At 67.7% G+C, this 13,905-nt stretch carries 15 protein-coding genes and 1 tRNA gene; 12 read left to right on the top strand and 4 right to left on the bottom strand.

Translation table 11 applies throughout. The annotated features are described in order from the left end of the window. Positions 1–55 precede the first annotated feature (55 nt). The 4 genes from ACXRVZ_RS05420 (at position 56) to miaB (ending at position 3,690) form a co-directional block, all read left to right on the top strand. On the top strand, positions 56–1,717 hold the full coding sequence (locus ACXRVZ_RS05420) for a GDSL-type esterase/lipase family protein (protein ID WP_457420919.1): 1,662 nt from the start codon (positions 56–58) through the stop codon (positions 1,715–1,717). A 65-nt stretch (positions 1,718–1,782) separates the two neighbouring features. Next, positions 1,783–1,859, top strand: a tRNA-Met gene (locus ACXRVZ_RS05415). Between the two features lie 98 nt (positions 1,860–1,957). Beyond that, positions 1,958–2,335: a hypothetical protein gene (locus ACXRVZ_RS05410; RefSeq protein ID WP_457420917.1), complete on the top strand. Its 378-nt coding sequence runs from the start codon at positions 1,958–1,960 to the stop codon at positions 2,333–2,335. After that, complete coding sequence (gene miaB, locus ACXRVZ_RS05405; protein ID WP_457420915.1) at positions 2,332–3,690, top strand: tRNA (N6-isopentenyl adenosine(37)-C2)-methylthiotransferase MiaB; 1,359 nt, start codon at positions 2,332–2,334, stop codon at positions 3,688–3,690. Before ACXRVZ_RS05410 ends, miaB begins: the two co-directional genes overlap by 4 nt. On the opposite strand, the gene ACXRVZ_RS05400 is transcribed toward miaB, so the two are convergent. Then, a complete protein-coding gene (locus tag ACXRVZ_RS05400; protein WP_457420913.1) occupies positions 3,680–3,955 on the bottom strand; it encodes a hypothetical protein in 276 nt (91 codons plus the stop codon). The two genes, miaB and ACXRVZ_RS05400, sit on opposite strands and share 11 nt — an antisense overlap. Before the next feature lie 54 nt (positions 3,956–4,009). Here ACXRVZ_RS05400 and hemA point away from each other — a divergent pair, with 54 nt between their 5' ends. From hemA to ACXRVZ_RS05365, 7 genes are all read left to right on the top strand, one after another. Beyond that, on the top strand, positions 4,010–5,275 hold the full coding sequence (hemA, locus tag ACXRVZ_RS05395; protein ID WP_457420911.1) for a glutamyl-tRNA reductase: 1,266 nt from the start codon (positions 4,010–4,012) through the stop codon (positions 5,273–5,275). A gap of 65 nt (positions 5,276–5,340) precedes the next feature. After that, positions 5,341–6,438, top strand: a complete 1,098-nt coding sequence (gene prfA, locus ACXRVZ_RS05390) for a peptide chain release factor 1 (RefSeq protein WP_457420909.1) — start codon at positions 5,341–5,343, stop codon at positions 6,436–6,438. After that, entirely contained in the window at positions 6,435–7,244 is an 810-nt protein-coding gene (prmC, locus tag ACXRVZ_RS05385; protein ID WP_457420907.1) for a peptide chain release factor N(5)-glutamine methyltransferase, read from the top strand. Before prfA ends, prmC begins: the two co-directional genes overlap by 4 nt. Before the next feature lie 127 nt (positions 7,245–7,371). Further along, a complete protein-coding gene (locus ACXRVZ_RS05380; protein WP_457420905.1) occupies positions 7,372–7,944 on the top strand; it encodes a hypothetical protein in 573 nt (190 codons plus the stop codon). A gap of 54 nt (positions 7,945–7,998) precedes the next feature. Beyond that, complete coding sequence (gene grxD, locus ACXRVZ_RS05375; RefSeq protein WP_457420903.1) at positions 7,999–8,313, top strand: Grx4 family monothiol glutaredoxin; 315 nt, start codon at positions 7,999–8,001, stop codon at positions 8,311–8,313. Continuing rightward, a complete protein-coding gene (locus tag ACXRVZ_RS05370) occupies positions 8,313–8,876 on the top strand; it encodes a UbiX family flavin prenyltransferase (RefSeq protein ID WP_457420901.1) in 564 nt (187 codons plus the stop codon). Before grxD ends, ACXRVZ_RS05370 begins: the two co-directional genes overlap by 1 nt. Before the next feature lie 100 nt (positions 8,877–8,976). After that, the gene (locus ACXRVZ_RS05365; RefSeq protein WP_457420899.1) at positions 8,977–9,576 is read left to right on the top strand and encodes a hypothetical protein; all 600 of its coding nucleotides are present in this window, start codon (positions 8,977–8,979) and stop codon (positions 9,574–9,576) included. 6 nt (positions 9,577–9,582) lie between these two features. Here the strand turns inward: ACXRVZ_RS05365 and ACXRVZ_RS05360 are convergent, their stop codons facing one another. The 3 genes from ACXRVZ_RS05360 to ACXRVZ_RS05350 are packed head-to-tail and all read right to left on the bottom strand — an operon-like array spanning position 9,583 to position 13,105. Further along, positions 9,583–10,236 carry a lytic transglycosylase domain-containing protein gene (locus ACXRVZ_RS05360; RefSeq protein ID WP_457420897.1) on the bottom strand — a complete coding sequence of 218 codons (654 nt, stop codon included), beginning with the start codon at positions 10,234–10,236 and terminating at the stop codon, positions 9,583–9,585. Next, positions 10,236–11,354: a DUF418 domain-containing protein gene (locus ACXRVZ_RS05355; RefSeq protein WP_457420895.1), complete on the bottom strand. Its 1,119-nt coding sequence runs from the start codon at positions 11,352–11,354 to the stop codon at positions 10,236–10,238. The genes ACXRVZ_RS05360 and ACXRVZ_RS05355 overlap by 1 nt, the downstream gene beginning before the upstream one ends. Then, positions 11,351–13,105, bottom strand: coding sequence for a proline--tRNA ligase (locus ACXRVZ_RS05350; RefSeq protein ID WP_458232230.1), 1,755 nt, complete (start codon positions 13,103–13,105; stop codon positions 11,351–11,353). Before ACXRVZ_RS05350 ends, ACXRVZ_RS05355 begins: the two co-directional genes overlap by 4 nt. 140 nt (positions 13,106–13,245) lie before the next feature. On the opposite strand from ACXRVZ_RS05350, the gene ACXRVZ_RS05345 reads away from it, so the two are divergent. Then, positions 13,246–13,890 carry an RNA pyrophosphohydrolase gene (locus ACXRVZ_RS05345; RefSeq protein WP_457420891.1) on the top strand — a complete coding sequence of 215 codons (645 nt, stop codon included), beginning with the start codon at positions 13,246–13,248 and terminating at the stop codon, positions 13,888–13,890. Positions 13,891–13,905: the final 15 nt, after the last annotated feature.

Genomic DNA, 13,905 nt, shown 5'->3' with positions numbered 1-13,905 from the left:
GAACTTGCGCTGTACCGCCCGCCCGGCGGGGCGCGACCCTCCTAGCATGCGCGCCATGACTTCCACGCCCACGCGCCGCCTCGTTGCGGCCCTGCTGCTCTCCCTGCCACTGGCTCAGGCCTATGCGCAGGAGTTCACCGCCACGACGGACCCCGCACGCGCACAGATCCAGCTGCCCGAGCCCGCGAAGCCCGAGCTGCCGTCACTGATCTTCATCGGCGACTCCACCGTGCGCAACGGCCGCGACGACGGCCAGGGCAAGGGCGCCGAGGGCCAATGGGGCTGGGGCAACCCCATCGCCGCCTACCTCGACCAGAACAAGATCAACGTCGTCAACCGCGCCGTGGGCGGCCTGAGCAGCCGCACCTACCGCACGAGCGGCCATTGGGATCGCACCAAGCCCTTCATCAAGAAGGGCGACTGGGTCGTCATGCAGTTCGGCCACAACGACGCCAGCCCCGTCAACGACAACAGCCGCGCCCGCGGCGTGCTGCGCGGCACCGGGCCCGAAAAGGAAGACATCAACAACCTGCTCACCGGCAAGCCTGAAACCGTCTACACCTACGGCGGCTACCTGCGCGGCTTCATCGCCGAGATCCGCGCGGCGGGCGCGACGCCCGTCGTCGCGTCGCCGGTGATCCGCAAGCGCTGGGAGGCCGATGGCGTCAAGGTCACGCGCGCAGGCGGCAACTTCGCCGCCTGGGCCGCCGAGGTCGCCAAGCAGGAAAACGTGGCCTTCATCGACCTCAACGAATGGGGCGCGCTGCGCTACGAGGCGCAGGGCAAGGCGAACGTCGAGAAGTTCTTCCCGGCCGACATGCCCCAGGAGACCGTGCACACCAACTGGCTCGGCGCCGCAGTGAATGCCCAGCTCGTCATCGCCGGCCTGATTCAGAACAAGGTGCTGCCGGACACGGTCTACCTGAGCCGCTTCGCGCCCGATGGCAGCGACGACCGGCCGGTGGTCGACGCCCGCAAGGTCAAGGTCGAAGCCCCGCGCGACCCCAAGCTGCCCAGCCTCGTGCTGATCGGCGACTCCACCGTGCGCAGCGGCGGCCAGGGCGGCGCCTACGGCTGGGGCGAGCGCCTGGCGCCCTTCTTCGACACGCAGCGCATCAACGTCGTCAACAACGCCATTGGCGGCCGCAGCAGCCGCACCTTCTTCACCGAAGGGCGCTGGGCCTCGGTGCTGGAGCAGCTCAAGGCCGGCGACACGCTGCTGATCCAGTTCGGCCACAACGACGGCGCCCGCATCGGCGACCCCGCCGGCAAGAACCGTGGCTCCGTGCCCGGCATCGGCCCCGAGGCCGTGGAAGACACCCGGCCCGATGGCACGAAGGAGATGGTGCAGAGCTTCGGCTGGTACCTGGCGCGCTACATCAACGATGCCAAGGCCAAGGGCGCGAGCGTCGTCGTGCTGTCGCCCATCCCGCACAAGGATCGCTGGAAGCCCGAGCAGCCGCGCGACTTCGAGAACTACGCCGCCTGGGGCGAACAGGTCGCCCGCGCCAACGGTGCCCAGTTCATCGACCTGACGATGCTCGTCACGGAGGCCTATCGCGGCATCGGCGCCGAGCGCGTCGACTCCTTCTTCTCGGACGCCCGCACCCACACGAATGATGCCGGCGCGGTGTTCAACGCCACGCAACTCGTCGAGGGTCTGAAACGCCTGCCGGGCAAGCCGCTACAAGCCTTCCTGCGCCCCGCCGCACCTTGATCTGCGGGGCCAGTTTGTGACCCACTTGCCAGCCTCAAAAAACTTCGCTTAGAATGGCGGGCTCAGGCGCTTTAGCTCAGTTGGTTAGAGCGATGGAATCATAATCCACAGGTCCGGGGTTCGAGTCCCTGAAGCGCCACCAAACAAGTCGAGAACGGCCCGAGCAACCCTCGGGCCGTTTTCGTTTCCGCAGCCGTCTTCGCTGGAGATCGCTGCTTTCGCAGCCACTGGACAAATACCATGTACCGCTGTGTCATCCCGCTGGCCCTCGCCGCCAGTTGTCTGGTCGCTCACGCCCAGCAGCACCGCTTCTTCACGCCCGCCACGCTGCGCGGCGAACTCGTCGTCACCCAGCACCCCGACGTGCTGCTGAACGGCCGGGCCGCCCGCCTCGCACCCGGCAGCCGGATCAAGGGCGACACCAATCTGCTCGTGCAGCCCGGCGCCATCACGGGCCAGAAGGTCGTCGTGCATTACACGGTGGAGAACAGCGGGCTGATCATGGACGTCTGGATCCTGAACCCCATTGAGCTGGCCAACAAACCCTGGCCGACGACCCGCGCCGAGGCGGCCACCTGGCAGTTCAACGGCGGCGACCAGACCTGGATCAAGCAATGAGCGACGCGACGACTTCCAAGAAGGTCTACATCAAGACCTTCGGCTGCCAGATGAACGAGTACGACTCGGACAAGATGGCCGACGTGCTGGGCGCCGCCCAGGGCTACGAGCCGACCAACGACCCGGAGCAGGCCGACCTCATCCTCTTCAACACCTGCTCGGTGCGCGAGAAGGCGCAGGAGAAGGTCTTCAGCGACCTCGGCCGTGTGAAGCACCTGAAGGCCAAGGGCGTCATGATCGGCGTCGGCGGCTGCGTAGCTTCTCAAGAAGGCGCCGCCATCATCGAGCGCGCGCCTTATGTGGACGTGGTCTTCGGCCCGCAGACCCTGCACCGCCTGCCCGCCATGCTCGACGCTCGCCGCGCACAGCGCCGTCCGCAGGTGGACATTTCCTTCCCCGAGATCGAGAAGTTCGATCACCTGCCGCCGGCCAAGGTCGACGGCGCCTCGGCCTTCGTGTCCATCATGGAAGGCTGCTCCAAGTACTGCTCCTACTGCGTGGTGCCCTACACCCGCGGCGAAGAGGTCTCGCGCCCCTTCGACGACGTGCTGACCGAGATCGCCGGACTGGCCGACCAGGGCGTCATGGAGATCAATCTGCTGGGCCAGAACGTCAATGCCTACCGCGGCAAGATGGGCGACACGTCTGAGTTCGCTGACCTGGCCCTGCTGCTGGAATACGCGGCCGAGATCCCCGGCATCAAGCGCCTGCGCTTCACCACCAGCCACCCCAATGAGTTCAGTCCCCGCCTCATTGAGGCCTACGGCAAGATCCCGCAGCTCGTGAACCACCTGCACCTGCCCGTGCAGCACGGCAGCGACCGCATCCTGATGGCGATGAAGCGCGGCTACACGGCGCTGGAGTTCAAGAGCACGGTGCGCAAGCTGCGCGCCATTCGCCCGGACCTGCGCCTGGCGAGCGACTTCATCGTCGGCTTCCCCGGCGAGACGGAAGAAGATCACGCCAAGCTGATGAAGCTGGTGCACGACGTCGGCTTCGACGCGAGCTTCAGCTTCATCTTCAGCCCCCGCCCCGGCACGCCGGCTGCGGCGCTGGAGGACACGACGCCCTACGAGGTCAAGGTCAAGCGCCTGCAGGAGCTGCAAGCCGCGATCGAGGCCCATGCGCTGACGATCTCGCAAGGCATGGTCGGCAAGGTCGAGAAGGTGCTCGTCACCGGCACTGCCCGCAAGGACGCCACCGAGCTGATGGGCCGCACCGAGTGCAACCGCATCGTCAACTTCCCCGGCTCACTGCGGCTGATGAATCAGCTGGTCGATGTGCGCATCACGACCGCCTTCGCGCATTCGCTGCGCGCCGAGGTCGTCACGACCGAGGACGTGCTCAGCGCCTGAAGCTGAGCACCCACCACTGCGGCAGGGCGACGCCGAGCACCAGCAACGCGTAGCCCGCCATGCGGCCATCGCGGCCCAGCAGGATCAGCGCGACGATCACTGCCGCCGTACCGCCCGCCGCACCCCAAGCCCACAACTTCCGCCAGCTCAAAGACTTCGCCTCACGCCGCCACAGACCCTTGATCGCCCCCGCCAGCAATGCCGCCAGCCCCCAGGCCGGAGCAAACAGGTTGGCGATGTGCCAAAAGGCGTCGAGTGGGCTCATTTCGAGGAAGCTTAGGCGGGCGGTGAAAAAGTCGCGAATCCTACAATCCGCCCCATGTCGGTCTTTGCTCTCGGCCTGAACCACAACACCGCCCCGCTCGATCTGCGCGGGCGGTTCGCGTTCACGCTTGAGCAACTCGCGCCGTCGCTCGCCGGCCTGCGTCAGAAGCTGCCCGGCGCGCCCGAGGCCGCCATCCTGTCGACCTGCAACCGCACCGAGGTCTACGTGGCCGCGCCGTCGGCCCAGGTGCAGCCGGCCATCGCCTGGCTGGCGCAAGCCGGCGGTGTCGAGGCCGGCGCGCTGCGCGAGCACGCCTACGTGATGCAGGGCAGCGCCGCCGCCCGCCACGCCTTCCGCGTCGCCAGCGGGCTGGATTCCATGGTGCTGGGCGAGCCGCAGATCCTCGGCCAGATGAAGCAGGCCGTGAAGGAAGCCGAGGCCGCCGGTGCACTCGGCACGACGCTGCATCAGCTGTTCCAGCGCAGCTTCTCGGTCGCCAAGGAAGTGCGCAGCTCCACCGAGATCGGCGCCCACTCCATCAGCATGGCCGCCGCCGCTGTGCGCCTGGCCGGCCAGCTGTTCGAAGACCTCGCCAAGACGCGCGTGCTGTTCGTCGGTGCTGGCGAGATGATCGAGCTGACCGCGACTCACTTCGCGGCCCGCACACCGCGCCACATGGCCGTGGCCAACCGCACGCTGGAGCGTGGCGAGAAGCTGGCCATCCGCTTCGGCGCCGAGGCCGTGCGCCTGTCCGACCTGCCCGACCGCCTGCACGAGTTCGACATCGTCGTGTCGTGCACGGCGTCCAGCCTGCCGCTGATCGGCCTGGGCGCCGTCGAGCGCGCGCTGAAGAAGCGCAAGCACCGCCCGATGTTCATGGTCGACCTCGCCGTGCCGCGCGACATCGAGCCCGAGGTCGGCCAGCTTGACGACGTCTACCTCTACACCGTCGACGAGCTCGCCGCACAGGTGCAGACCGCCGGCGAGAAGCGCCAAGCCGCCGTCGAGCAGGCCGAGGCCATCGTCGAGACCGGCGTGCAGAGCTTCATGCACTGGCTGGACCAGCGCCACACCGTGCCGCTGATCCAGGCCCTGCACGCGCAGGCCGATGACTGGCGCGCAGTAGAAATAGCCCGCGCCCGCAAGCTGCTGGCCAAGGGCGCGGACGTCGATGAAGTGATGGATGCCCTCGCCAAGGGCATCACGCAGAAGCTGCTGCACGGCACGATGGCCGAGCTGAACAGCAGTGATGGCGAACAGCGCCTGCAACTGGCGCAGACCGTGTCGCGCCTCTTCCTGCGCGGCAACAAGCAGTCTTAGCGGCGCTCACCGCCGCCGCCCGGCGCAGCCTGCGCCGCCCCTGACTGCTCTTCCGTTTGCCGCCCATGAAAGACTCCCTGCGCCAGCAGTTCGACCGCCTCGGCTTCCGCCTTGCCGAGCTGGACACCATCCTTGCCGACGGCAGCATCGCCTCGGACATGAAGCGCTACCGCGCGCTGACCAAGGAGCAGTCCGAGGTGGCCAGCCTCGTCGAGCACTACCGCCGCTACCAGGCGCACGAGGCCGACCTCGCCGCCGCGCGCGACATGCTCGCCGACCCGGAGATGGCCGAGATGGCCCGCGAGGAAATCGCGTCCAACGAAGCGGCGCTGACGGCGCTGGACGCCGAGCTGCAACTCGCGCTGATCCCCAAGGACCCGGACGACGAGCGCAACGCCTTCCTCGAAATCCGCGCCGGTGCGGGTGGCGACGAGTCGGCGCTGTTCGCGGGCGACCTGGCGCGCATGTATCTGCGCTACTGCGAAACCCAGGGCTGGCGCACCGAGATCCTGTCCGAGAACGTGTCGGACCTGGGCGGCTACAAGGAACTGGTCGTGCGCATTGAGAGCGACGGCGCAAATGGTGGGGTGTATGGCCGTCTGAAGTTCGAGAGCGGCGGCCATCGCGTGCAGCGCGTGCCGGCGACCGAGGCCCAGGGCCGCATCCACACCAGCGCCTGCACGATCGCCGTCATGCCAGAGCCTGACGAAGCCGAGGCGATCACCCTGAATCCGGCCGACCTGCGCATCGACACCTTCCGCGCCAGTGGCGCCGGCGGCCAGCACATCAACAAGACCGACTCCGCGGTGCGCGTCGTCCACCTGCCGACCGGCATCGTCGCCGAGTGCCAGGACGGCCGCAGCCAGCACAGCAACAAGGCCAAGGCGCTGCAGGTGCTGCAGGCACGCATCCAGGACAAGGAGCGCAGCGAGCGCGCTGCCAAGGAGGCAGCCACCCGCAAGGGCCTCGTCGGCACGGGCGACCGCAGCGACCGCATCCGCACCTACAACTTCCCGCAGGGCCGCCTCACCGACCACCGCATCAACCTGACGCTCTACAAGTTGGGCCAGATCATGGACGGCGACCTGAGCGACGTGATCCAGGGCCTGCTCGCGGCGCAGGCGGCCGAACAGCTCGCGCAGTTGGAAGAAGGCCGGGCATGACCGTCGATGAGGCGTTGTCCCTCGCCCGCCAGCTCGGCGTCGAGCGCGGCGATGCCCAGGCCTTGATCGGCCATCTGACCGGCCAGGGCCGCGCCTGGCTCATCACCCACGGTGACGCGCTGGCACCAGGCGCCGAAGAAGCGTTGCATCGCCTCGCGGCAGGCGAACCGCTGGCCCACCTGACCGGTTGGCAGCCCTTCCACGGCCTGATGTTGCAGGTCACGCCCGCGACGCTCATCCCCCGCCCCGACACGGAGACGCTGGTCGACTGGGCGCTGGAACTGCTCGCCGACCTACCCGGCCAACCCAGCGTCGTCGACCTCGGCACCGGCTGCGGCGCCATCGCGCTGGCCATCAAGGCCGCCTGCCCGCGTGCCCAGGTAACGGCCGTCGACGTCAGCGCCGACGCACTCGCCGTCGCCCGCGCCAATGGCGAGCGCCTGGGCCTGGCCGTCGACTGGCGCCACGGCAGCTGGTTCGAGCCGCTGGCCTGCCAGCGCTTCGACCTCGTCGTCAGCAACCCGCCCTACATCGCCGGCGACGACCCGCATCTGCCGGCGCTGCGCCACGAACCCATCACCGCATTGACGCCGGGCGGCGATGGTCTGAGCGACCTGAAATCGCTGGTAGCCACCGCGCCGCAGCATCTGAACCCCGGCGGTTGGCTGCTGCTAGAGCACGGCTGGGACCAGGCCGATGCGGTGGCGCAACACCTGGCCGTCCGCAATTTCGGGGACATCAGCCTTCGCCGCGACCTCGGCGGCCGGGCCCGAGCCAGTGGTGGCCGCTGGTGCAACCAAGCCTGACTTGCCGCTCGGCGAACGCATCACGCAAATACGTGATCTTTTGCCAGCAGTTCTTCGCTCACAAGCGGTAACAGCGGGCGTAGTATCAAATCCCGGTGCCTCCCGCTGCACCGCGCAGGAGTCGATCATGGCCCGCTTTGCAAGCGCTGCAGTACTGAGCCTCTCTGCCCTCTTCACGCTGCCGGCCTGGGCCGATAGCGACGCGCAGCCTCGCTGGCAGGCCCGATTGCAGCTGAACAGCGCCGACGGCAGCTCCGACACCCTGCCCCACCTCGGCGGCTCCCGCATCCTCAGCGCCAACCTGCTGGGCGACTACTACCTCACCAGTTCCGGCTTCTCCAGCCTGCACGGCGGCCTGCGCGCCACCGGCGGCCTGCTGCTGGGCCCCTTGTCCATGGCGCAGAGCAGCGGCGGCCTGGCCTTGGGCAGCGGCCCGCTGTCGGCCGGCCGGCGCAGCCTCGTGGTCAGCGGTCTGGACGCCTATTCGCTGGAACCCAGCGCCAACCTCTCCTACGTCGGCATCGGCTACACCGGCCGCCTGCACCGCAGCGGCTTCGCCTTCAGTGCCGATCTGGGCCTGATGTCCGGCAGCGTCGGCGCCATGCGCCTGGGCCGCAGCAGCGCGCAGGGTTTCGAGGACGCGATGCGCGATCTGCGCTTCAAGCCCCTGCTTCAGTTGGGCCTGGCGTACAGCTACTGAGTCCGGGCCGGGGTCGTCCCGGATAATTGCGGTTTTGCCTTACCGAGAACTGCAATGAGCGACGTTCAGCAACGCATCGACGATCTGGTCAAGTCCAACCGTGTCGTGCTCTTCATGAAGGGCACGGCCCAGTTCCCCATGTGCGGCTTCTCCGGCCGCGCCATCCAGATCCTGAAGGCCTCCGGCGTCACCGACCTGAAGACCTTCAACGTGCTCGAAGACGAGGAAGTGCGCCAGGGCATCAAGGACTACGCCAACTGGCCCACCATCCCCCAGCTCTACATCAACGGCGAGTTCCTCGGCGGCTCGGACATCATGATGGAGATGTACGAGTCGGGTGAGTTGCAGCAAGCGCTCGCCACGGCCTGATGGCTCAAAGGCTTGTCGTCGGGCTGACGGGCGCGACCGGCGCGGCCTACGCGCTGCGGCTGCTGCGCCGCTCGCGTGAACTGGGCGTCGAAACCCACCTCATCGCCACGCCCGCCGGCATCCTGAACGCCCACCACGAGCTGGGGCTGGACCGCTCCACGCTCGAAGTCGAAGCCGACCACGCTTACGCCCCGGGCGACATCGGCGCCTGCATCGCCAGCGGCAGTTTCGCCACTGCGGCAATGGTCGTCGCGCCCTGCTCCATGAAATCGCTCGCCGCGATTGCCCACGGCCTGGGCGACAACCTGCTGACGCGCGCCGCCGACGTGACGCTGAAGGAGCGCCGCCGCCTCATCCTGATGGTGCGCGAGACGCCGTTCAACCTCGCCCACCTGCGCAACATGGTGGCCGTGACCGAGATGGGTGGCATCTGCTTCCCGCCGCTGCCGGCCTTCTATCACCACCCCAAGACCATCGAAGAGATGGTCAACGAGACGGTGGAGCGCGTGCTGGAGCTGGCCGGCGTGGCCCAGGCCCAGCCCAAGGCGTGGACGGGCCTCTAGCCTCGGTAACCTCGATCAGGCCGGCGAATCCTGCCCAGCAGCGCCCTTCGCCTGGGCACCAGCCATTGCAAGATGCACGCACCAATTCTGCGGGTGCGCGATGTTCTCCGGTCTCAATGGCTCTCTGCTCAGCTATCTGTCCACACAGGGCCAGGGCAGCGCGTCGACCAAGGCCGGCGCGACCCCTCAGGCCACGGCTTCAGGCAGCAAGGCGAGCACGCCCGCCATCTCACCGGCGGCGCTGCAGCGAGCGGCCGGCACCACGAAGGCAGCAAGCGCCGCCCAGGCACTGGAGACCGGCCAGAAGACCCTGTCCAACGAGCTGCGCGCGGCTTTGGACAAGGCCGGCGTCAAGCTGACGGGCGCGGTCGAGTTCACCATCAAGAGCGACGGCAGCGTCGACCTCAAGGGCAGCGACGCCGACAAGGCCGCCACCAAGGCTTTCCTGAGCGCCGACGCCAGCCAGCCCAGCTTCGCGACCCGCATCGCCGGCCAGGCTCGCGAGGCGCTGAAGCTGTCGGCGACCATCCAGCAGAGCGCCGCCATCTCGCAGGCGGCCAAGCTCGCCAAGAGCAGCAGCGGCGTCATGTCGCTCTACACCTCGCTGATGCAGCAGGCGGGCACGGCCAGCGTCGTGTTCTCGGTCTCGGCGGCGTCAAGCGCCCTGACCTATCCGGGCTCGCTCACGACCAAGGCCTGAAGAGACCTACGTCTCGCCCGGCAACAGCCACTGCCGGCGCGACGCGAACACCGCATTCGGATACTCCGGCCGCCCGCGGCTGCCGTTGTAGCGGCCCAGCGCGAGGTACATGTCACCCTTCTCGATGTCGAGGTAGTGGCGCAGGATCACGCAGCCAAAGCGCAGGTTGGTCTGCATGTGGAAAAGGCCCGACGCATTGCCGTCGCCAATGGCGCGCGTCCAGAACGGCATGACCTGCATATAGCCGCGCGCGCCGGCCGTGCTGATGGCGTACTTGCGAAAGCCGCTCTCCACCTGCACCAGGCCCAGCACCAGGCTTGGCTCCAGGCCCGCGCGCCGGGCTTCGTACCAGACCGTCTCCAGGAACTCGATGCGGATCTGCGTCTCGGTCTTGCGCTTCTTCAGCCGCTCGCTCATGGCGCCCAGCCAGCGCAGATAGGCCATACGGGCTTCGGTGTCGTCGAACTTCGGCCGCGGCGGCGCGGCCTGGGCGATGGACGCGCTCAAGGCCGAGCGGATCGAATCCATCAACGGCTCCTCGCGCTGCGCACCCGCCCAGGCCTGGCGAGACGGCAGCAACAGGCCAGACGCCCCGCCCAGCAGCAGGCTGCGGCGCGAAAGGGACACCGTCGAAGAGGGGATCACTGTCTTCCCGGCCATCATCTGGACAACCACGCCTCCAGCGGCAAACGCCCTTGCCAACGCGGCGCCAACGCCACCCACAGCCCCCAGTAGAGCATCGCCAGCATGCCCAAGGCCGCCGTGCCCAGTGGCAGTGCCAGGCCCACGCCACTGAGCAGCGCGAGGCTCAACAGCGAGCTGCCGATGTACAGGCTGAGCGTCTGGCGCCCGGCCAGTGCCAGACGCTCTGCGGCAGGCGCGCGGCGCTGCGCCGCCAACACCAGCCACGGCACCACCGCAAACAGCAGCGGCATCGTCACATACATGCTGTTGATGGCATAGACGACGACGTCGGCCCAGTCGTGCTCGGCGGTCCGCAACGCCCGCCACAGCGTCAGGCCCCAGGCCAGGTTGAGAACCAGGCCGGGCCACAACCAACGCCGCGCGCAACGCCGCAGCACGGGTCGCCAGCGCGGATGGCTGAACAGTCGCAGACGGGCGGCCATCAGGCCCGCCGTCATCAAGCCCAACGGCATCAGGAAACCCAGCAGCAGCATGCTCATCTGGTTGACCAGGAAACCCCAGCTGTTGAGCGCCAGCCAGTCGAGCCAGCCGCTGGGCGTGGCGAGTGACGACAGCGCTTGCGCAGCTTTGCTTCGGGCCAGATCGCTGATCCAGGGCGAGGCCAGCGCGGTCAGCGCCAGCTCCACCGCCAGCAGCACCATGAAACGCCGCCGAAGCTGCAGCAAGCGCAGGCGCGACCAGCTCAGCATCAACAGCCCGCAGGCAGCATAGAGGGTGAGGATGTCGCCTGCGTAGACGAGCAGCCCATGCACCAGGCCAAGCAGCAGCAGCCGGCCCATGCGCCGCCGGCGCACGATGCCGGCCTGCTCGCCCCGCGCCCGCCGCGACAGGCCTTGGCTGTAGCCGAACAGGAAGGTCAGCAGCGTGATGCCCTTGCCGGCCAGCAAGGTCGCGATGGCGATCAGCCAGCCCTGCGCCAGCCAGGATTCCGCAGGTGTCGCGGCGGCGAGCGGGCCGGCATCGGGCAGCGCGGCATAGCCCACCCAGTTCACTGCAATCACGGGCAGCAGCGCCAGCGCGCGCAGCGCATCCACCGCCACCTCGCGAGGCGGCTGGCGCCCCGCGTCGGTCACGCCAGCTTTTGCTTCAGGTGGGCCAGCACATCGGCAACAGCCAGCTTGGTCGCGGCCTCGTCACGACGGCCTTGGTACTCGACCTGGCCTTCCTTGAGGCCGCGGTCTCCCAGCACGACACGATGCGGGATGCCGATCAGTTCCCAGTCCGCGAACATCGCGCCCGGGCGCTCGCCGCGGTCGTCCAGCAGCACGTCCACGCCCAGCGCCTTCAGCTCGTCATAGAGCTTGTCGGCGGCGGCCTTCACGTCCGCGCTGCGGTCCGCGCCGATGGGGCAAATGACCACCGTGAACGGCGCAATCGCGTCCGGCCAGATGATGCCGCGCGCGTCGTGGTTCTGCTCGATGGCCGCGCCCAGGATGCGCGTCACGCCGATGCCGTAGCAGCCCATCTCCATCAGCTTGGGCTTGCCGTTCTCGTCGAGAAAAGTAGCGTTCATCGCCGCCGAATACTTGGTGCCGAGGTAGAACACATGGCCCACCTCGATGCCGCGCTGGATGGCCAGTACCCCCTTGCCGTCCGGCGACGGGTCGCCAACGACGACGTTGCGCAGGTCGGCAACGACGTCGGGCTCGGGCAGATCACGGCCCCAGTTCGCACCGGTGAAGTGGAAGTCCACCTCGTTGGCGCCGCAGACGAAGTCGGCCATGTTGGCGACGGTGCGGTCGGCGACGATCTTCAGCGGTGCCTTCAGGCCCTCCTTTGAAAAGATCGGGCCCAGGTAGCCGGGCTTGCAGCCAAAGTGGGCGTCGATCTCGCCGCCGGTCGCAAAGCGGAAGCCGCCCTTGAGACCTTCGACCTTGCCGGCCTTCACTTCATTCAGCTCATGGTCGCCGCGCACCAGCAACAGCCAGACTTGCGTCTTGGTGATGTTGCCGTCCTTGTCCAGCTCATCAGTGGCCAGCACCAGCGACTTGACCGTCTGCGCCAGCGGCAGGCCCAGCAACCCGGCGACGTCCGCGCAGGTGGCCTTGCCAGGCGTGGGCGTCTTGGCCAGCGCCTGCGTGGCCGCGCCGCGCGAGGCCGTCAGCGCCACGCCTTCGGCCAGCTCCATGTTGGCGGCGTAGTCGCTGGTCGGGCAATAGACGATGGCGTCCTCGCCCGTCTCGGCAATGACCTGGAACTCGTGCGAGCGGTCGCCACCGATGGCGCCCGTGTCCGCCGCCACGGCGCGGTATTGCAGGCCGAAGCGATCGAAGATCTTGCCGTAGGCCGCGTACATGTTGTCGTAGCTGCGTCCGGCGGCTTCCACGTCACGATCGRAGGAATAAGCATCCTTCATCGTGAACTCGCGGCCGCGCATCAGGCCGAAGCGCGGGCGGCGCTCGTCGCGGAACTTGGTCTGGATGTGATAGAAATTTTTCGGCAGCTGGCGGTAGCTGCGCAGCTCCTGGCGGGCGATGTCGGTGATGACTTCCTCGCTGGTCGGCTGCACGATGTAGTCGCGGCCATGGCGGTCCTTCACGCGCAGCAGCTCGGGGCCCATCTTGTCGAAGCGGCCCGTTTCCTGCCACAGCTCRGCGGGCTGGATGACGGGCATCAGGCACTCGACGGCGCCGGCCGCGTCCATCTCCTCGCGGATGATCTTCTCGACCTTGCGGATGACGCGAAGCCCCATCGGCATGTAGTTGTAAATGCCCGCACCCAGGCGCTTGATCATGCCGGCGCGCATCATCAGCCTGTGGCTGACGACCTCGGCATCCGCGGGGGCTTCTTTGAGCGTAGAGACGAAGAACTGGGAGGCTTTCATGGGCAGACCAAATGCAAAGGCCGGGTGCAAACCCGGCCGAAGTCACAACAAAACAGGGACAAATCTCCGGGTTAGCGAGGGCCGTACCGCAATCGCGGCCCGATGCAATAATCGAACCAACTAGAGATTTGAGGTTGATTATGCTCGACCGTGAAGGCTTCCGCCCCAACGTCGGCATCATCCTGCTCAACCACCGCAACGAGGTCTTCTGGGGCAAACGCATCCGGACGCACTCGTGGCAGTTCCCGCAAGGGGGCATCAAACACGGCGAGACGCCTGAGCAGGCGATGTTCCGAGAGCTCCACGAGGAAGTGGGGCTCATTCCCGAGCATGTGCGCATCATCGCGAGAACGCGAGATTGGCTGCGCTATGAGGTGCCCGAGCACTTCATCCGCCGCGATGCGCGCGGGCACTACAAGGGCCAGAAGCAGATCTGGTTCCTGCTGCAGATGGTCGGCCGCGACTGCGACATGAACCTGCGCGCTACCGACCACCCGGAGTTCGACGCCTGGCGTTGGAACGAGTACTGGGTGCCGCTGGAGGCCGTCATCGAGTTCAAGCGCGGCGTCTACGAGATGGCGCTGACCGAACTCGCGCGCTTCCTGCCGCGCATCAACCACCACAACCGCTATCTGCGCGCCGGCATGCGGCCGGCGCATCGTGGCGAAGGGCGGATCAGTGGACCGATGCCGCTGGATGGCCCTGAGACGCCGCCGGACGGTGAATCGCCGGGCGACCCGGCACAGGACCAGGTGGTGTCTGCACCGCAGTTTGGTCGCCCCTAGCAGGACTCCAAAATT

This window comes from Roseateles sp. P5_E8 (assembly GCF_054177665.1).
This window is presented reverse-complemented; position numbering and strand designations above follow the sequence as displayed.